Below are 18,033 nucleotides of genomic sequence, written 5' to 3'. Positions count from 1 at the left end.
CGATGATCCGCCTGTCTTTAAGCGAAAGAATGTCTTAGCGCGAAAGCGACACGGCCTGCCCGCCTGAAGTCTGTCCGTCGAAGCGGCTCTGTCCCGAAGAATAGAGCGACGCGACGGTGCCGCCATTCGCATCATAGAGAACGAGCTGCTTGCCGTTGACGGCCCAGGAAGCGAGATTGCCGAGTTCGCCCGGGCAACGCAGCGGACCAGCGCGATAGCCCTGACCATACTTGGTCTGCGGCGTCGCGATCTTGCAGCTCTGGCCGCCAAGCGATGCGTTCCAGACACCGGCGACGGAGCCTGGCGTCAGATCGGGCGCGGATGCCGGCGGCAGGCTTGCAACCTGTGTGCCGGGTTGTGCATTCGGGTCCGTGGTCGGAGCTGTCGGGAACTGCGAAGCATTAGGAGAATTAAGGTTGCCCTTCTGCACCGAGCCTGCTGGAGCCGCATTCACGGGCGGCGGTGGCGGTGGTGGCGAAACCGTATCAAGATTGCCGAACCGGGAGCTCTGGCACCCGGCCAGAACAATGCCAGCCGCCGCGAGGCTGAGCAGACTTGCTTTCGAAATTCCCATCTGGTTCTCCATTTCCGCATTTCTCATCAGGGGTGGGGATGCCCCGGACTTCCTACCGAAGCCCTGCAATGTGACAATATTGGACCGATAAAATGGCTATATGGTTAAAAAAGCAACACCGGCACCTGTCATTTTTGCCCCCCAAACCCTTCAAGAATGCTTGAAACCGCTTAATAATCTTGAAACTGGGACAGGAAGGCCACAGTTTCTCCGATATTGGCGCCTGTCCTGCACGAACATCCGAGCCGCAACTTTTCGCAATCTGTCGCGGGTACTGGCAATTTGCGGGCTTTTCCGCCATATAGACGCTAATTGTCCCATAGGCTTTATCGACCAAAGCCACAGGAAAACGGAACCACGATAGTTATGGCCACCAAGGCAGCCTTCGCCAAGATGAACGGGCTCGGCAATCAGATCATCGTTGCCGACATGCGCGGTCGCGCGGACCGGATAACGCCTGAAGCCGCGATCCGTCTTGCAGGCGACAGCGAAACCGCCTTCGATCAGATCATGGCGATCCACGATCCGCGCACGGCGGGAACCGACAACTATATTGCGATCATCAATTGCGACGGCACGGAAGCGCAGGCTTGCGGCAACGGCACACGCTGCGTCGTTCAGGCGCTGGCCGCCGAGACCGGTCGGCAGGCCTTCACTTTTGAGACCCGCGCCGGAATACTGACGGCGACCGAACACGAAGACGGACTGATTTCAGTCGATATGGGCAAGCCGCGCTTCGATTGGCAGGACATTCCGCTTGCCGAGGAATTTCGCGATACGCGCATGATCGAACTGCAGGTCGGCCCCATCGACGCGCCGGTTCTGCATTCGCCGTCGGTTGCATCCATGGGCAACCCGCACGCAATCTTCTGGGTCGACCGTGATGTCTGGTCCTATGAGCTGGAAAAATTCGGACCTCTTCTGGAACATCATCCGATCTTTCCGGAGCGCGCCAATATCTCCATAGCCCATGTCACCTCGCCCGAGACAATTGATCTGCGCACGTGGGAGCGCGGTGCAGGTCTGACCCGCGCCTGTGGTTCCGCCGCCTGCGCCGCCGCCGTATCGGCAGTGCGCACGCGCCGCACCGGGCGCACAGTCACCGTCAATGTTCCCGGTGGCCCGCTCAGGATCGAATGGCGCGACGACGATCATGTCATGATGACCGGCCCCGCCGAATGGGAATTTTCAGGCACTTTCGATCCTGCAACCGGCGAATGGAGCCGCGACGCCCAGAATGACAAGCCAACTGACAGGGGTGCAGCCTGATGTCGGTGGAAGTCGTAACATTCGGATGCCGTCTCAACACCTATGAATCAGAGGTGATGAAACGCGAAGCCGATGCCGCCGGACTTGGCGAATTGAAGGATGGCGCGATCATCTTCAACACATGCGCCGTGACGGCGGAAGCCGTGCGACAGGCGCGTCAGGCGATCCGCAAGGCCCGCCGTGAAAACCCGGAAGCGCGCATCATCGTCACCGGCTGCGCCGCACAGACCGAAGCGGACAATTTTGCCGCCATGGACGAAGTCGACCTCATTCTTGGCAATGAGGAAAAACTGAAATCCAATTCCTACCGGATGCTGCCGGATTTTGGCGTCAACCAGTTCGAAAAGGTACGCGTCAACGACATTATGGAAGTGCGCGAAACCGCAAGCCATATGGTTGATGCCATCGAAGGTCGCGCGCGCGCTTTCGTGCAGGTGCAGAATGGCTGCGATCATCGCTGCACCTTCTGTATCATTCCCTATGGTCGCGGTAATTCCCGCTCCGTTCCGATGGGCGCGGTGGTGGATCAGGTCAAGCGCCTTGTCGGCAACGGTTATGCCGAAGTGGTGCTGACCGGCGTGGACATGACCTCCTACGGTCCCGATCTTCCGGGAAGCCTGCGTCTCGGCAAGCTGGTGAAGACTGTTCTCAACCAGGTGCCGGATTTGCAGCGCCTGCGTCTTTCCTCCATCGATTCCATCGAGGCCGATGACGATCTGATGGATGCGATTGCCAATGAAAAGCGCCTGATGCCGCATTTGCACCTGTCGCTGCAGGCGGGCGACGACATGATCCTGAAGCGCATGAAGCGCCGCCACTTACGCGACGATTCGATCCGCTTCTGCGAAACGGTGCGTTCTCTGCGTCCAGACATCGTCTTCGGCGCGGACATCATCGCCGGTTTCCCCACCGAAACCGAAGACATGTTCCGGAATTCGCTGAAGATCGTCGAGGAATGCGGACTGTCCCACCTGCACGTCTTCCCCTACAGCGCACGCGAAGGCACCCCCGCCGCCCGTATGCCGCAGGTGCGGCGCGAAATCGTCAAGGAACGTGCAGCACGCCTGCGCGCGGAAGGCGACCGCGCTTATGAAAAACACCTCGGCGCGCTGAATGGCACCTTGCAGCGCCTTCTCGTCGAGAAGGAAGGTATTGCGCGCACCGAAGGCTTTACACTGGCATCGGTGGACGGCGGTGCACCGGGCGAAATCATCGAACGTATCGTGACAGGCCATGACGGTGAAAAACTCCTCACCCGTCAGGCAGAGCCGCAAGCGGCTTAAAGCTTAAGGGCACCAGATTTCATGGCAATGGGTTTCATCAAGAAAATGTTCTCCTTCGGCAAGAAGGAGGTCGAAGAAAAGCCGATCGAACAACCGGCTCCCGATGCCGTGGAAACGGCTTTAGAAACGCAACTTCCTGAAACCGTCGAAGCGCCCAAAGAAATCGAAACAGCCGTCGTTGAAGTGGTCGTTTCCGAACCGGAAGTGCCAGTGATCGCCAGCGAGCCTGAGCCGATTGAAGAGCCTGCGTCTGAAACGGTTGAGGAAGAAAAGACTGAACCGGAGCATCCGGTTGCCGAGATCGAAATCCCGATTGAACAGCCTCCGGTGATGGAACCAATCGCGGTCGAAGCACCTGCGCCAGAGCCGGCTATTGAACCCGTTGTCGAGCCTGTTGTCGAGCCCGAGGCGGAACCCGCTGTCGAACTCGAACAGCCCGAAGTTGCAAAAGCTCCTGATGCACCTGTAGTAGAGGAAGCGGTCGAACCAACACCTCAGCCGGAGCCGGTGAAGCCCAAGAAGGTGAAAGTCGCCAAGGCCGTCGAGGAACATAAGGAAGAAGCGCCGGTTGAGGCAGCGCCTCAGCCAAAGCTGTCCTGGTTCGAGCGGCTGCGTCGCGGCCTGCTCCGTTCATCGAATTCATTGAGCGAATCCATTGGCGGCATTTTCACCAAGCGCAAGCTCGATGACGACACGCTGCAGGATCTCGAAGACGTACTGATCCAGGCAGATCTCGGGCTTGAGACCGCCATGCGCGTGACCGATGCGCTTGCGTCAGGTCGCTACGGCAAGGACGTGACGGGCGAGGAAGTGCGCACCATCATGGGCGCGGAGATCGAAAAGGTTCTAGGCCCGGTGGCAAAGCCGCTGGAGCTTGACCTGTCGCACAAGCCGCATGTGATCCTCGTGGTCGGCGTCAACGGCACCGGCAAGACCACCACCATCGGCAAGCTTGCCGCAAAGCTTACCGCGGGCGGCCTCAAGGTCATGCTGGCGGCAGGCGATACATTCCGCGCCGCAGCCATCGAGCAGTTGCATATCTGGGGCGAACGCACCGGTTCGCCGGTCGTCTCCTCCAAGCTTGGCGCCGATGCGGCCGGGCTTGCCTATGACGCATGGGAAAAGGCCAAGGAAGCGGGCAGCGACGTCCTCATCATCGATACGGCAGGACGGTTGCAGAACAAGGCCGAACTGATGGACGAGCTTGCAAAGATCGTGCGTGTGCTGGGCAAGCATGATCCGGAAGCACCGCATACCGTCTTGCAGACACTCGATGCCACCACCGGCCAGAATGCCCTTAATCAGGTCGAAATCTTCAAGAATATTGCCGGTGTCAACGGTCTGGTCATGACCAAGCTTGACGGCACGGCACGGGGCGGCATTCTTGTCGCCATCTCGGCCAAGCATAAATTGCCGATCTATTTCATCGGCGTCGGCGAAGGTGTCGACGATCTGGAACCCTTTGCGGCCAAGGATTTTGCCCGCGCCATCGCAGGAGTTGCCTGATGGAGCATCCCGTTTTCGAACGCGATCCGTCACAAAAAAGCGAAGCCGAACGCCGGGAAGTCCCGCCGCTGCTCAAGCTGGCGCTTGAGCTGGGACCGCTTCTTGTCTTCTTCTTTGCCAATGCGCGCGGCGAAATGCTGATCGAGCGTTTTCCGGTACTGGCGTCCATTGGCGCACCGATCTTTCTGGCAACAGCGCTATTCATGGGCGCAACCGTAATCGCGCTCGCCATTTCATGGACAATGACGCGCACCCTGCCCATCATGCCGCTTGTCTCCGGCATCGTCGTATTGGTGTTCGGGGCGCTGACGCTCTGGCTGCATAACGACACCTTCATCAAGATGAAGCCCACCATCGTCAACACGCTGTTCGGCGCAATCCTGCTCGGCGGCCTCTTCTTCGGCAAGTCCCTGCTCGGCTATGTGTTTGATTCGGCCTTCCGTCTCGACGCCGAAGGCTGGCGAAAGCTGACGCTGCGCTGGGGTCTGTTCTTCATTTTCCTCGCCGTGGTCAACGAAGTTGTCTGGCGGAATTTCTCAACCGATGCCTGGGTATCGTTCAAGGTGTGGGGCATTATGCCCATCACCATTGTCTTCACGCTTTTACAAATGCCGCTTATCCAGAAGCATTCACTGACGGAAGACAACAAGACCGCATCCTAATAAAAGGAAGGACGCCATGAACAGCATCGCACCACGGCTTGAAATCGAACAGTTCATCTGCCGCAGCGACAATTATGGCGTCCTTATCCACGATCCCCAAAGTGCACTGACAGCATCCATCGATGCACCCGATGCAGCGGCAATAGAAGCGGCGCTGAAGCGACGCGGCTGGACGCTCGATTTCATCTTCACCACGCACCACCATCTCGACCACGTCGAGGGCAACGAAGCGTTGAAAGCGAAATACGGGGTCAGCATCATCGGCCCCAAGGCCGAAGAAACAAAGATTCCCGGTATCGACCGGACCGTTAAGGACGGAGACGAATTCACCTTCGGTCTCTTCCGGGTGAAAGTCATCGCGACACCCGGTCATACGGCGGGCGAAGTGTCCTATTATCTTCCCGATGCGAAAGCCGTCTTCACGGGCGATACGCTGTTCGCACTGGGCTGCGGACGGCTTTTCGAGGGAACGCCGCTCACCATGTTCCAGTCATTGCAGAAGCTGGTTGCGCTTCCCGGCGACACGGCGGTTTATTGCGGCCATGAATATACCGAAAGCAATGCCCGCTTTGCGCTCACCATCGACCCGGCCAATTCCGCACTCAAGGAACGCGCCGCCGAGATCGCACGGCTTCGTGCCGCCGATCGCATGACATTGCCGTCAAGCATCGCGCTGGAAATGGCGACAAATCCCTTCCTGCGCTGGCATGATGCCGGCATTCGCAGCCGCCTCGGCCTGCAGGATGCACCCGACGAAGCCGTGTTTGCCGAAATCCGCAAGCGCAAGGATATGTTCTGACATATGCTATTGCTATTTGAGAGCGCGAATCGTTCCACAGTTCGAGGATAGAAGAATGACGGTGTTTTCCCGTTTCAAGATTGCAGGCTGCGCCGTTTTCCTCGGCCTTTTCCCCATTGGCCTTTCTCTTGTCGCCCTGCCCGTTTCCACCGGCGTCGCGTTTGCCGACGATCTGCTTGATGTCGCGCCGAAACAGACGCCTGCCGAAATCAACAATTTCAAGCTGAGCGAAGATTTCCTGTCGCGCATGGAAAAAGTGCAGGAACAGCTGGGCGGTATGGAACTTTCAGCGACGGAAGAGGAAGGACAGGATGCCACGCCTTCCTTCGACAAGATGGTGAAGAGCGTCGAATCCCGCCCGCAGGTCGTGGAAGTGCTCAAGGCCCAGAACATCACGCCGTCCGATTATATTCTCGGCTATTTCGCCCTGATGAGCAGCCTTGCAGCAGCTGATGCCGAAAGCGAGCCGCAGCTGGTGGACGAGTTGAAGGACATTAATCCTGAACACCTTGCTTTCGGCAAGCAATATAGTGAACGCATCCGCGTCCTGATCGGCGAGTAACACGGCTCCAAGGAAGAGACACGAACCGGCGGTTTCGCCGGTTCTTTTGTTTTATCGCACCGGTTGCCTCAGAAGCCGTAGCGCATTGATTGTCACAAGAACGGTGGCACCGGTATCGGCCAGAATTGCGGGCCAGAGGCCTGTAATACCCAGCACGGTGGTCACCAGAAAGACAGCCTTCAATCCGAGCGCTATGGTAATATTCTGATGGATATTGCGCATGGTTCGCTTGGAAAGGTCGACCATCGCTGCCACATCGCCAACCCGGCCATGCAGAACCGCAGCGTCTGCCGTTTCCAGCGCCACATCCGTGCCGCCACCCATGGCGATGCCGACATCGGCTGCAGCAAGGGCTGGCGCATCGTTGATGCCGTCACCAACCTTGGCGACGATCAGACCTTCTTTACGCAACTCGCCGACAATACGCTGCTTGTCTTCCGGCAGAAGCTCGGCCCGCACTTCGATCCCGAGATCGCGTCCGATTGCTTCCGCCGTGCGGCGATTGTCACCGGTCAGCATGACGGTGCGAATATTGGCCGCTTTCAATTCCTGCAAACCGGCAATGGCATCAGCGCGCGGTTCATCACGCATGGCGATTGCACCGGCAATCTTGCCATTGGCGACAAGGACAGAAACGGTCTTGCCTTCGTCGTTGCAGGCAGCAATGCGGCTCGCCAGTGCATCCGGAATGGCCGCAATATCATTGGCGGCGCGGCGCGACCCCAGAAACAGGTCCATTTCGCCAACCGCCCCAGACACACCCTTGCCGCCATGGGCCTTGCCCTGCGTGATGACAGACAGCTTCAGGCTGCGCTGTTCTGCAGCACCGACAATCGCCAGCGCCAGCGGATGGCTTGAGCCCGCATCCAGAGACGCGGCAAGACGCAGCACTTCATCCTCGGACAAGTCGCCTGCAAGAACATCTGTCACCTTCGGCTTGCCCTCGGTCAGCGTGCCGGTCTTGTCGAAACAGGCCGCCGTGATCTTGCCGATGGTTTCCAGCACAGCGCCCCCCTTCATGAGAAGGCCGCGCCGGGCACCTGACGACAGAGCCGCCGCAATTGCAGCAGGCGTGGAAATGACCAGCGCACAGGGGCAACCGATCAGAAGGATCGCAAGGCCCTTGTAAACCCATTCATTCCAGTCACCACCCGCAACAAGCGGCGGCAGAATGGCGACGAGCGCCGCCACAACCACAACGCCCGGCGTGTAATAGGTCGAGAAACGATTGATGAAACGTTCGGTCGGCGCCTTGGCTTCCTGCGCTTCCTCGACCAGCCGCACAACCCGGGCGATGGTATTGTCCTGCGCGGCAGCCGTGACCCGGACCCGCAACACACCATCACCATTGATCGTGCCAGCAAAAACCGTGTCGCCTTCGGCCTTCCCGACCGGGGTGCTTTCACCAGTAACCGGCGCTTCATCGACAGCGCTCTCGCCCGTCAGGATTTCACCATCCGCAGGCATACGGTCGCCGGGGCGCACGGAAATCACATCGCCGACCGCCAGACTGTCGGCGGCAACTTCCGTGGTCGCACCATTTCTCTCAAGGAAGGCAGTCTTCGGCACCAGCGCAGTCAGGGATTGAATGCTGGCACGCGCCTTACCTGCAGCAACGCCTTCCAAAAGCTCACCGACCAGAAACAGAAAAACGACGGCTGCTGCTTCCTCGGTTGCGCCGATAAACATTGCGCCGATGGCGGCAATCGTCATCAGCATCTCGATGGAGAATGGCGTGCCGTTGATGGCCGCCATATAGGCACGCTTGGCAATCGGCACGAGACCGATCAGCATCGCAGCCGTGAAGGCCCAAAGCGCGATGGACGGATAAAGATGTCCGACAATATAGGCCGCGACCAGCCCGCCGCCACAGGCCAGCATCATCTGACCCTTTTTCGAACGCCACCACGGCTGTGGCTTTGTCGGCCCGGTCGCCTTTGGTGCAGAACCGGCACCGGGGACAACGGTTTTGGCAAGGGCAGTCTTGTAGCCCAGCGCCGTCACTTTGCCGGCGATTTCGTCGCTCTTCGCCGTTCCATCATGATTGACGGTCATTGCGCCATTGGTCACGGAAACGGACACATCCGTCACGCCGGACAGGCGCCGTACGGCAGTATCGATCTTGGCCGCACAGGATGCGCAATCCATGCCATCGACCTGAAAGCGGAAACTGTTGGACGTTACGGCAATAACCTTGTCGTGGGCTTCATGATTGTGTTCATGGGCGTGATCGTGATGATCATGATGGCCGCCGCACGCGCTGTGGTCGTGGTCGTGGTCGTGGTCGTGGTCGTGGTCGTGGTGAGAATGATCGTGCGAATGCTCATGCTTCGCCAGAGCTTTTTCCTTGACGGTTTTTTCGGGAGCCATCGGCTCCACACCATAGCCGAGGCTGCGCACCTTGCTTGCGATCTTGTCGAGATCGCCTGTTCCATCATGGCTGACGGTCATCGTGCCTGCCGTGACAGAGACGGACACATCCTCGATACCGCGCACGCGCCGCACGGCAGTATCGATCTTGGCTGCGCAGGATGCGCAATCCATACCGTCGATGCGAAAGCGAATCTGGTTCAATGTTTCACTCATGATCTGCTCTTTTCAGCACTGCTCTTGAATTGTGTTGAGCAAGGTCTACATCCTCTAGTGACTAGAGGAGCAAGCGGAAAATGATCATGAATGTATCGATCGGAGAAGCATCGAAAGCGAGCGGCGTCAAAGTGCCGACGATTCGTTATTACGAGCAGATCGGCCTGCTACCCTCACCGCCGCGCACTGATGGCAATCGCCGCCTCTATGACCGGCAGGATGTCCAGCGGCTGCTTTTCATTCGCCACGCACGCGATCTGGGTTTCGAGGTGGATGCGATCCGCACGCTTCTTGATCTTCAGGATAATCCCGACCAATCATGTTCGGCGGCCGACGCCATTGCACGCGCACGCTTGAGCGATGTCGAACACCGCATCGCAAAACTGCTGTCGCTTAAAACCGAATTGCAGCGCATGCTGGAATGCACTGCACATGGCCGCATCGACCAGTGCCGCGTGATCGAAATCCTCGGCAACCATGAGGAATGCGTGCACCCGAAGCATTAACTGGGACCGGCTGCCGGTCAGTTCACCTTGGAAAAACGGGTGGCTTCGATCTTGAGCGTGCCGATCTGCGTGCCGATTCGCGCCACGACGGGCGCATAGATGCCCGAATTGCCAAGCGATGCGAAGGAAATCGTGATCCGGCTGCGATTGCTCAGATAATCGATAGCCTTCTTGCCCTTCTGATATCCGGAAATCGGAACGAACTTTGCCGAGCAGACGACCGATTCGCCGGTAAAGCCGTCGGTCGTGAACGATTCGGTGCCATTGAAGGAAAGCTTGATCTCCGCGCGGGTCTGACCGTCGAAAACGCTCAGCGACCGGTCACAGACCGCCCGACCGTTCTTTGCAGGTATCATGAGCGCGCTCAGCGGATCGCTCACATTGAGAAGGTCCTGCGGTGATGTTTCCACCCACGGGTCGCGCTTTTTCACCGGAGGCTGGTTTTCCGCCGCGACGACATTGCCATTGGCGAAGCGGATCGTCGTGCTCTTGTTCTTGCGGCCATGCTTATAGGCGAGATCGAAGCTCTTCGGCACGACCTTGCCCCCAACGGCGCTCCCGGTAACGTGCACGGTGCCGTCCGTATCGTCGAACACACGCGCCAGACCGGAAGTCAGAAAACGGCCATTGAGATTGTAATTGGCGCCATTGACCGTGGTTTCTATGGCAGACCGCGCAATCGAAAGTCCGAAAATGGAAATATCGTATTCGGTCCGATAAAGATCGTTGGCCCTGGCCGGCCCGCTAGCAATCGTTAATCCCGCAAGGATCAGGCCCGCAAAGGTCAACACACCATAATGCGCCAGCCGCTGCCAGACGGGCTTCAACTCATGCGACGGTTCGATCATGCGCGCATTCCTTTCGCTAAAGCACGTCGTGGAAGAGAGAGACCGTTTTCCATAAAGACATGCGTAAAGACAAAAACTCAAAGCAAATTCGCTTTATCCTATCTTGCGACTTGTTTTTCGCCTGGTCGTCTCCTGATGGTTTTCAACCACATTGAAACGCCCAAAAGTTGCGTGGGATTCTTCGATACAGTATCTGTGTAAGCCAAGCAAAACTGGCGAAGTTATGATCGCAAGCTTTCGCGAAGACCGTGCGAAAGCCGGAAAACCGCGTCTTTGCGCGATGGATACGGAATCTCACTTGACTGCAACGGCTGCTGTCACTATAGAAACGCGACTTTCCCAATAGGCCGCCTGTCCGAGATCGCGCGCCAGCAGCATCAAACTGCGTTGATTGCTTGAATTCGGACATTCGGGTCGGGGCCTGAAGAACGTAATTGAAGGTGAGACCAAAATGTCCCGCGCTTGTGAATTGACCGGCAAGTCGGTCCAGTACGGCAACAATGTCAGCCACGCGAACAACAAGACGCGTCGCCGCTTTCTGCCGAACCTCTGCAATGTTACGCTGATGTCCGAAACGCTCGGCCAGAGCTATCGCCTGCGCGTTTCCGCCAACGCTCTGCGTTCGGTTGAACATCGCGGCGGTCTCGATGCGTTCCTCGTCAAGTCTGACGACAAGGAACTTTCGCAGCGCGCTCGCCTGCTGAAGCGTCAGATCGCAAAGAAGCAGGCTGAAGCAGCAGTCGCTGCCTAAGCTTCCGGCCAAAAATTTCGACAAAAAAGGCCGGCTTTTGTCGGCCTTTTTTGCTGGTTCCATCACCCAGGATAAAAAAATGTCAATCGAGACACCTTCTTATTCCCGGCTTATGCCTGCGATACTGGCCATGTGCGTGGCGGTTGCCGCGTCGAACATACTTGTCCAGTATCCATTCCAGCATTTCGGCCTCGGTGAAGTGCTGACCTACGGCGCCTTCACCTACCCCATCGCCTTTCTGGTCAATGACCTGACGAATCGCCGCTTCGGCCCCGCTGCTGCGCGCAAGGTCGTCTATGCCGGTTTCGTGCTTGGCGTCATCATGTCGGTCTGGCTCGCCACGCCGCGTATCGCGATTGCCTCCGGCTCCGCCTTCCTTCTCGCACAGCTGATGGACATCACAGTCTTCGACCGCCTGCGTCGCAAGACCTGGTGGAAGGCTCCCTTTGCTGCCGCCATGTTCGGTTCGGTGCTCGATACAATCCTGTTCTTCTCGATTGCCTTCGCAGCCGGTTTCGCCTGGATCGACAGGCTGACCGGAATGCCCGATTCGTCGCTTGCCGAACCTGCATCCTTCCTCGGCCTTGGCGTGCCGCTCTGGGCCTCGCTTGCTTTCGGCGACTTCTTCGTGAAGGTCATTATGGGAACGCTGATGCTGATCCCCTATGGCGCAATCCTCGCCGTCTTTGCCCCGACGCTTTACGCGCCAAACCGGACAAACGCTGGCTGATATTCTCGAGGATTCACGATCCGTTGAACGCAACGAAAACCGGTTTTCCTCAATAAATATCCCCTGTATGAACCGCTTTCCGACAGACCGCAGCTTTTTCCTGCGGTCTTTCTTTATCGGAACGGATTTCTATATTACGTATAGAAAGCAAAAGACGCCTGAAATTATTCAGGCGTCGGCTTTCCTGTTTCGGTTGACTATATTTATATTTAGGTAAGGATTGATTAGATGTCCTTGAATAAGGAAAAACTTCCACTCGTCATTATTACCGGCGCAAGCTCGGGCATTGGCCTTGCCACTGCAAAAATGTTTGCCCATCGCGGTCATCCATTGCTGCTTCTGGCGCGCCGACTGGACGCGATGGAAAAGCTCAACCTGCCAGACACGCTCTGCAAATCCGTCGACGTCACTGACCGGAAGGCGCTTGTGGCAGCCGTCCAGGAAGCCGAAGCCATGTTCGGTCCTGCCGATGCTATCATCAATAATGCCGGTGTGATGTTGCTGGGTGAAGTGAGCAAGCAGAACCCGGATGAATGGGACCGGATGCTGGAGGTCAATGTCAAAGGCCTTCTCAACGGCATTCATGCTGTCTCCGCTGGCATGGCTGCGCGCAAGCACGGCACAATCATCAACATCAGCTCGGTGGCTGGCCGCAAGACCTTCGCCAATCATGTCGCCTATGTTGGCACGAAGTTCGCCGTGCACGGCATGTCGGAAAACCTGCGCGAAGAACTTTCGCCACATAATGTCCGTGTCGTGACGATCGCGCCAGGCGCCGTGGAAACGGAACTTCTGAGCCATACCAGCGACGCCGGTATCAAGGCCGGTTACGAAGCATGGAAGAAAGAAATGGGCGCGCCTGTGCTTTCAGCCGACGATGTGGCCCGCGCCATTCTCTATGCCTATGAACAGCCCCAGGGCGTGTGCATACGCGAAATCGTTCTGGCTGCAACCAAACAGCAGGCATGAAAAAGGGCGCTTCAAGCGCCCTTTTCTATCCCTGATTTTTATCGTCCGCCAGCGCGGCGCTGTCCCCTGCCCGAGGCTGCAGCACCCTGCTCTTCGAACAGCGAGGCGAGCTGCTCCGTCATCGCGCCTGCCAGTTCTTCCGCATCAACGATGGTGACAGCACGCTGATAATAGCGCGTGACATCATGGCCGATACCGATTGCAATCAACTCCACCGGAGAGCGTGTTTCGATCTCTTCAATCACGGCGCGCAGATGGCGTTCGAGATAGTTGCCCGGATTGACGGAAAGTGTCGAATCGTCGACGGGAGCGCCGTCCGAGATCATCATCAGGATCTTGCGTTGCTCGGGACGCGCCAGCAGCCGCTGATGCGCCCAGATCAGCGCCTCACCGTCGATATTTTCCTTCAGCAGGCCTTCGCGCATCATCAGGCCGAGATTGCGCCGTGCCCGCCGCCAGGGCGCATCGGCGCTCTTGTAGACGATATGGCGCAGATCATTGAGGCGACCCGGATTGGCAGGCTTGCCGCGTCCAAGCCACGCTTCGCGTGACTGGCCACCCTTCCACGCCTTGGTGGTGAAACCGAGAATCTCCACCTTCACGCCGCAACGCTCCAGCGTGCGGGCAAGAATGTCCGCGCAGGTCGCGGCGACCGTGATCGGACGGCCGCGCATGGAGCCGGAATTGTCCAGAACCAGCGTCACGACCGTATCGCGAAAATCCGTATCGCGCTCCTGCTTGTAGGAAAGCGGCTGCGTCGGATCAATGACGATGCGCACCAGACGAGCCGAATCGAGATAGCCCTCTTCCAGATCGAAATCCCAGGAGCGATTCTGCTGCGCCATCAGACGGCGCTGCAAGCGGTTGGCCAGACGCCCCACCACGCCCTGCAGATTGGCAAGCTGCTTGTCGAGGAAGCTGCGAAGGCGGTCTAGTTCCGCCTCGTCGCAAAGATCAACCGCTTCAACCTCTTCATCGAACTCTCGCGTGAAGACCTTGTAGTCGACATGTTCGGCAAAATTGGCGAAAGGCTGGTTCGGACGGCGTGTATCGCCCGGCGTTTCCGCGTCGATATCGTCGCTGTCGTCCATGTCGTCGGCAGAAGCATCGGCGGCATCCATTTCGCCCTGCTCGCCTTCATCGCTCGAACTGTCGGATTCTTCGCTTTCAGCGGAATCGGAACCTTCCTGGCTCTCGTCGCCACCTTCCTCGTTCTCGTCGGAATCCGGCGTCTGCTCGTCGTTCTGCTCTTCTTCGTCGCTCGGTTCTTCCTGCGACAGCTCCTCCGCCATATCCATGGAGGCGAGCATGTCACGCACCGTGCGCGCAAAGGCCTGCTGGTCTTCGAGATTGTCGCCAAGCCGCGCAATGTCGGCTGCGGCCTTCTGCTCGATCCACTCGCGCCACAGCTCGAGCACCTGTCCGGCTTCGGCAGGGGCGGACCGTCCGGTCAGCTTTTCACGCAGCAGAAGCGATACGGCTTCCTCAAGCGGCGCGTCTTCCTTGGCGGTAACTGCAGAGAAATTGGCTTTCGAATATTTGTCCGCAAGCATGGTGGTGAGATTATCCGCCATGCCTGCCATGGCGCGGGCGCCGATGGCTTCCACACGCGCCTGCTCGACAGCGTCGTAGATCGCGCGCGCCTGCTTTCCTTCCGGGGCAAGGGCCGCGTGAATGCGCGGATTGTGACGTGCCTGACGCAGCGCCATGGAATCGCCGAGGCCACGGGTGACGGCGATATCGTGCGCAGTCGGGCGCTTCGGCAGATCGGGAAGACGGGCGCGATTGGCGCTTAATGCCGGGCGGTCGTTGGTGAACGCCACTTCCAGCTCATGCTCACCGGAAATGGCACGGACACAAGCCGTTAGAGCGCGCTTGAACGGTTCGGAATCCACCGGCCCCGGTTTACGCTCGCGCGAATTATCGCCTATTCCTGACTTCTGGCCCGACATATGCCTATCCTGACTTCGCTTTCAAGCAAGGGCGAAGCTCATCGCCCCCGCATCAGACAGTGCGCTGCCGCCGGACACGCTCAGGCGGCAGGCTTCTTCCGCATCAAGCGAGAACGATATTCGCTGCCGATTCGGGCAGCTCAACGCCGAAAGCGCGCTGATAGAACTCGGCCACAATCGGGCGTTCCAGTTCGTCGCACTTGTTGAGGAAGGTCAGGCGGAAGGCAAAGCCGACATCGTTGAAGATCGCGGCGTTTTCGGACCATGTGATGACCGTACGCGGGCTCATGACGGTCGAGAGATCGCCATTGATGAAGGCCTGACGGGTCATGTCGGCCACGCGCACCATCTTGTTCACAATCTCGCGGCCTTCGGCATTCTGGTAATGCTTGGCCTTGGCGAGAACGATGTTCACTTCATTGTCGTGCGGCAGATAGTTCAGCGTCGTCACAATGGACCAGCGGTCCATCTGCGCCTGGTTGATCTGCTGGGTGCCGTGATAGAGGCCGGTCGTGTCACCGAGGCCAACGGTGTTGGCAGTGGCGAACAGACGGAAAGCCGGATGCGGATGGATAACGCGGCTCTGGTCGAGCAGGGTCAGACGGCCCGAAGTTTCCAGAATGCGCTGGATCACGAACATCACGTCCGGACGACCCGCATCATATTCGTCGAAAACGAGAGCCACATTGTGCTGATAGGCCCAGGGCAGGATGCCGTCCTTGAATTCGGTGACCTGCATGCCGTCTTTCACGACGATGGCATCCTTGCCGACGAGATCGATACGGCTGACATGGCTGTCGAGGTTGACGCGCACGCAAGGCCAGTTGAGGCGGGCTGCGACCTGTTCGATATGGGTCGACTTGCCGGTGCCGTGATAACCGGAAACCATCACGCGGCGGTTATAGGCAAAGCCTGCAAGGATCGCGAGCGTCGTCTGACGGTCGAAAAGATAATCCGGATCAAGCTCCGGCACATAGGAATCGCCTGCCGCATAGGCTGGCACCGTCATGTCGGAATCGATCCCGAACACTTCGCGCACCGAAACCGTTGTATCCGGCAAATTGGCTATATCCCGCTCAACCTTGTTCATCATGCCTCCAGAGCGGCAGGCAGCGACCGGCCGCGAATTAATACCGGCAAGCTACCGACCGGCAACTTTCACCCGTGGGCATGTTTTTCCGGCGAGCCGGACGGTATGCCCCTTCCGTAATTCGTTGCGGGCATCCGTGCTTGCGTCCACGCAATCGCGCGGCAGAAGAATGTCCGTCGGAGCTGTCGGCGACAGCCCCATAGTCGGCCTTTCAGACCCAAACAGGCTTTAGCAAAAACCTGCCTGCTTGAGCAATTGATAAGCCTGAATAACATCGCGAAATCTTTCTTCCGATCCGCGATCACCACCATTCGCATCGGGATGGTGCTGTTTTACCAGCTCTTTATAGCGCGCCTTGATCTTATCGCCAGTCGAATTTGGTTCAAGACCGAGTGTCGCCAGCGCCTTTATCTCAAGCGTACGCGGCTTGCGCTGCGCTTTCTGGCCCGGCGCATGTCCCTTGGCTTCCTTGAAAAGGTTGAAGGGATCGCGGATGCGGTTGTGATAGGAAGCCGAACCGGAACGTACCTTCGCCATGTCGGGCGACGTGCGCGGCTTGGCGGTGGAGTTCGCCGTCGTCGACCATGTCGGGCGATGACCCGTGATCGCATCCTTCTGGAATTTCGCGATGTCGCCGTCGGAAAGACCAGAGAAGTAATTGAAATTCTTGTTATATTCCCGCACGTGATCAACACAGAAGCGGAAATATTCACCTTCGCGCATGCGTCCGACAGGCGCGCGATGCGTGCCTGGCTTGTCGCACCCGTCCCACTGGCAGCAAGGCCCCGAAGCCTTGGCTTCCGCGGTCTTCTTGGGCTTGATGCGGATACTGTCGAAAAATTTTGAGTTCGTTGTCATCGAATCGAATTATGCGGATTATGAGTTGCTGAACAAGAATTGACATTTCGTCCAGTCTGGCTTTTGGCCATTTCAACTGGGCGAAATTTTGAAGCAGGTTGCTTTCCTGTGCGGATTTGCCCCACCTTTTGCTGCCGAAGCAACGTTATATGAGGCACAGCGTCTATATGGGGAGAAGTGGTCCAAATGTCCATTCACAATAGCAAACAAAGCGCGATGGAAGCGAAACTGACCACGGCTTTCGCTCCCGAACGGCTTGAAGTCATTAATGAAAGCCATCTCCACGCCGGGCATCATCACGAGGAGCGCGGACATCATGAAGTCTATGACGGCACCGGCGAAACACACTTTCGCATCCGTATCGTTGCCCAAGCTTTTGCCGGAATGAGTCGCATTCAGCGCCACCGCGCCATTAATGAACTTTTGAAGGAAGAACTGGATAGCGGCGTCCATGCACTTGCACTGGAGCCTTCCGCTCCTGGCGAAGCAACGCGGCGCTGAGCAGCTTCACGACTACCCATCACTTGGCATCCGGGCTCGACATGCCGTCCCAGACGGGAACGTCTCTTCCCCTGATCAGATCCGGCGTAAACCCTGGTCTATATTACAAAGGCGCCCGAAAGGGCGCCTTTGTAATATAGACCAGGTAGTTCGAACTTTGCGGAGAAAAGAAATTCCAGAATAGTATCTAGTGCAAGTACCAATAGACCAAGGCTGTATTTCTCTAATTGTAAAACAGGTCGTAGGCGATTTTCTCCGTAGTTTTCGTATCCAAACATAAGTCATATATAATGGATGCCACCGGATTATTAGTAGCCTTATTGTTGCGAAAAACTATTGTATAGAAGCGTATATTTTCAATAATTTCAAATGAATTTTTTTCTATTACCAGTAGTTGTATCCGCCATATATTAGACTAGAATAATATTATACTATAATATCGTTTTATTATTACTTATATTTAATACTGAAACGCGCACAAGAAACCGGAAAAAACAACGCCAGCCCGGCCAGATTTTCCGGCCGAAAACTGGCTTTAGTCTGGGATTAAAATATTCAGAAACAAAGTGTTAGGTGGAAACTGCTCC

General features: G+C 57.4%; 18 protein-coding genes. 11 read left to right on the top strand and 7 right to left on the bottom strand.

The features are described 5' to 3' along the window. Positions 1 to 34: 34 nt before the first annotated feature. On the bottom strand, positions 35 to 574 hold the full coding sequence (locus OANT_RS04805) for a protease inhibitor Inh/omp19 family protein (RefSeq protein ID WP_010657597.1): 540 nt from the start codon (positions 572 to 574) through the stop codon (positions 35 to 37). Between the two features lie 366 nt (positions 575 to 940). Here OANT_RS04805 and dapF point away from each other — a divergent pair, with 366 nt between their 5' ends. The 6 genes from dapF to OANT_RS04775 are packed head-to-tail and all read left to right on the top strand — an operon-like array spanning position 941 to position 6,655. Next, complete coding sequence (gene dapF, locus OANT_RS04800) at positions 941 to 1,843, top strand: diaminopimelate epimerase (protein WP_012091128.1); 903 nt, start codon at positions 941 to 943, stop codon at positions 1,841 to 1,843. Next, complete coding sequence (mtaB, locus tag OANT_RS04795) at positions 1,843 to 3,126, top strand: tRNA (N(6)-L-threonylcarbamoyladenosine(37)-C(2))-methylthiotransferase MtaB (RefSeq protein WP_012091127.1); 1,284 nt, start codon at positions 1,843 to 1,845, stop codon at positions 3,124 to 3,126. Before dapF ends, mtaB begins: the two co-directional genes overlap by 1 nt. A 21-nt stretch (positions 3,127 to 3,147) precedes the next feature. Then, a complete protein-coding gene (gene ftsY, locus OANT_RS04790) occupies positions 3,148 to 4,632 on the top strand; it encodes a signal recognition particle-docking protein FtsY (RefSeq protein ID WP_012091126.1) in 1,485 nt (494 codons plus the stop codon). Next, positions 4,632 to 5,294: a septation protein A gene (locus OANT_RS04785; protein ID WP_012091125.1), complete on the top strand. Its 663-nt coding sequence runs from the start codon at positions 4,632 to 4,634 to the stop codon at positions 5,292 to 5,294. Before ftsY ends, OANT_RS04785 begins: the two co-directional genes overlap by 1 nt. Before the next feature lie 16 nt (positions 5,295 to 5,310). Continuing rightward, positions 5,311 to 6,093, top strand: coding sequence for a hydroxyacylglutathione hydrolase (gene gloB / locus OANT_RS04780; RefSeq protein ID WP_012091124.1), 783 nt, complete (start codon positions 5,311 to 5,313; stop codon positions 6,091 to 6,093). Positions 6,094 to 6,148: 55 nt separating this feature from the next. Further along, the gene (locus tag OANT_RS04775; RefSeq protein ID WP_012091123.1) at positions 6,149 to 6,655 is read left to right on the top strand and encodes a hypothetical protein; all 507 of its coding nucleotides are present in this window, start codon (positions 6,149 to 6,151) and stop codon (positions 6,653 to 6,655) included. 51 nt (positions 6,656 to 6,706) lie between these two features. Here the strand turns inward: OANT_RS04775 and OANT_RS04770 are convergent, their stop codons facing one another. Further along, positions 6,707 to 9,241, bottom strand: a complete 2,535-nt coding sequence (locus OANT_RS04770) for a heavy metal translocating P-type ATPase (protein ID WP_012091122.1) — start codon at positions 9,239 to 9,241, stop codon at positions 6,707 to 6,709. Between the two features lie 80 nt (positions 9,242 to 9,321). Between OANT_RS04770 and OANT_RS04765 the strand changes: the two genes are divergently transcribed. Beyond that, positions 9,322 to 9,747, top strand: a complete 426-nt coding sequence (locus tag OANT_RS04765) for a MerR family transcriptional regulator (protein WP_012091121.1) — start codon at positions 9,322 to 9,324, stop codon at positions 9,745 to 9,747. Between the two features lie 17 nt (positions 9,748 to 9,764). Here OANT_RS04765 and OANT_RS04760 read toward each other — a convergent pair whose 3' ends face one another. Further along, a complete protein-coding gene (locus OANT_RS04760) occupies positions 9,765 to 10,595 on the bottom strand; it encodes a DUF3108 domain-containing protein (RefSeq protein WP_012091120.1) in 831 nt (276 codons plus the stop codon). Between the two features lie 451 nt (positions 10,596 to 11,046). Here OANT_RS04760 and rpmB point away from each other — a divergent pair, with 451 nt between their 5' ends. From rpmB to OANT_RS04745, 3 genes are all read left to right on the top strand, one after another. Continuing rightward, positions 11,047 to 11,346, top strand: coding sequence for a 50S ribosomal protein L28 (gene rpmB / locus OANT_RS04755; RefSeq protein WP_010657607.1), 300 nt, complete (start codon positions 11,047 to 11,049; stop codon positions 11,344 to 11,346). A 79-nt stretch (positions 11,347 to 11,425) separates the two neighbouring features. Beyond that, positions 11,426 to 12,076, top strand: a complete 651-nt coding sequence (locus OANT_RS04750; RefSeq protein WP_012091119.1) for a queuosine precursor transporter — start codon at positions 11,426 to 11,428, stop codon at positions 12,074 to 12,076. Between the two features lie 228 nt (positions 12,077 to 12,304). Next, positions 12,305 to 13,045: an SDR family oxidoreductase gene (locus tag OANT_RS04745; RefSeq protein WP_012091118.1), complete on the top strand. Its 741-nt coding sequence runs from the start codon at positions 12,305 to 12,307 to the stop codon at positions 13,043 to 13,045. Positions 13,046 to 13,083: 38 nt separating this feature from the next. On the opposite strand, the gene cobT is transcribed toward OANT_RS04745, so the two are convergent. The 4 genes from cobT to OANT_RS27340 form a co-directional block, all read right to left on the bottom strand. Continuing rightward, positions 13,084 to 14,997 carry a cobaltochelatase subunit CobT gene (cobT, locus tag OANT_RS04740; protein ID WP_012091117.1) on the bottom strand — a complete coding sequence of 638 codons (1,914 nt, stop codon included), beginning with the start codon at positions 14,995 to 14,997 and terminating at the stop codon, positions 13,084 to 13,086. A 103-nt stretch (positions 14,998 to 15,100) separates the two neighbouring features. Beyond that, positions 15,101 to 16,087 carry a cobaltochelatase subunit CobS gene (gene cobS / locus OANT_RS04735; protein WP_010657611.1) on the bottom strand — a complete coding sequence of 329 codons (987 nt, stop codon included), beginning with the start codon at positions 16,085 to 16,087 and terminating at the stop codon, positions 15,101 to 15,103. A 228-nt stretch (positions 16,088 to 16,315) separates the two neighbouring features. Continuing rightward, a complete protein-coding gene (locus OANT_RS04730) occupies positions 16,316 to 16,945 on the bottom strand; it encodes a J domain-containing protein (RefSeq protein WP_010657612.1) in 630 nt (209 codons plus the stop codon). Continuing rightward, positions 16,942 to 17,139, bottom strand: a complete 198-nt coding sequence (locus tag OANT_RS27340; RefSeq protein WP_080514313.1) for a hypothetical protein — start codon at positions 17,137 to 17,139, stop codon at positions 16,942 to 16,944. Before OANT_RS27340 ends, OANT_RS04730 begins: the two co-directional genes overlap by 4 nt. On the opposite strand from OANT_RS27340, the gene OANT_RS04725 reads away from it, so the two are divergent. Further along, positions 17,132 to 17,446, top strand: a complete 315-nt coding sequence (locus OANT_RS04725) for a BolA family protein (RefSeq protein WP_010657613.1) — start codon at positions 17,132 to 17,134, stop codon at positions 17,444 to 17,446. The genes OANT_RS27340 and OANT_RS04725 overlap by 8 nt on opposite strands. Positions 17,447 to 18,033 lie beyond the last annotated feature (587 nt).

This window comes from Brucella anthropi ATCC 49188 (assembly GCF_000017405.1).
Taxonomy (GTDB): Bacteria; Pseudomonadota; Alphaproteobacteria; order Rhizobiales; family Rhizobiaceae; genus Brucella; species Brucella anthropi.
This window is presented reverse-complemented; position numbering and strand designations above follow the sequence as displayed.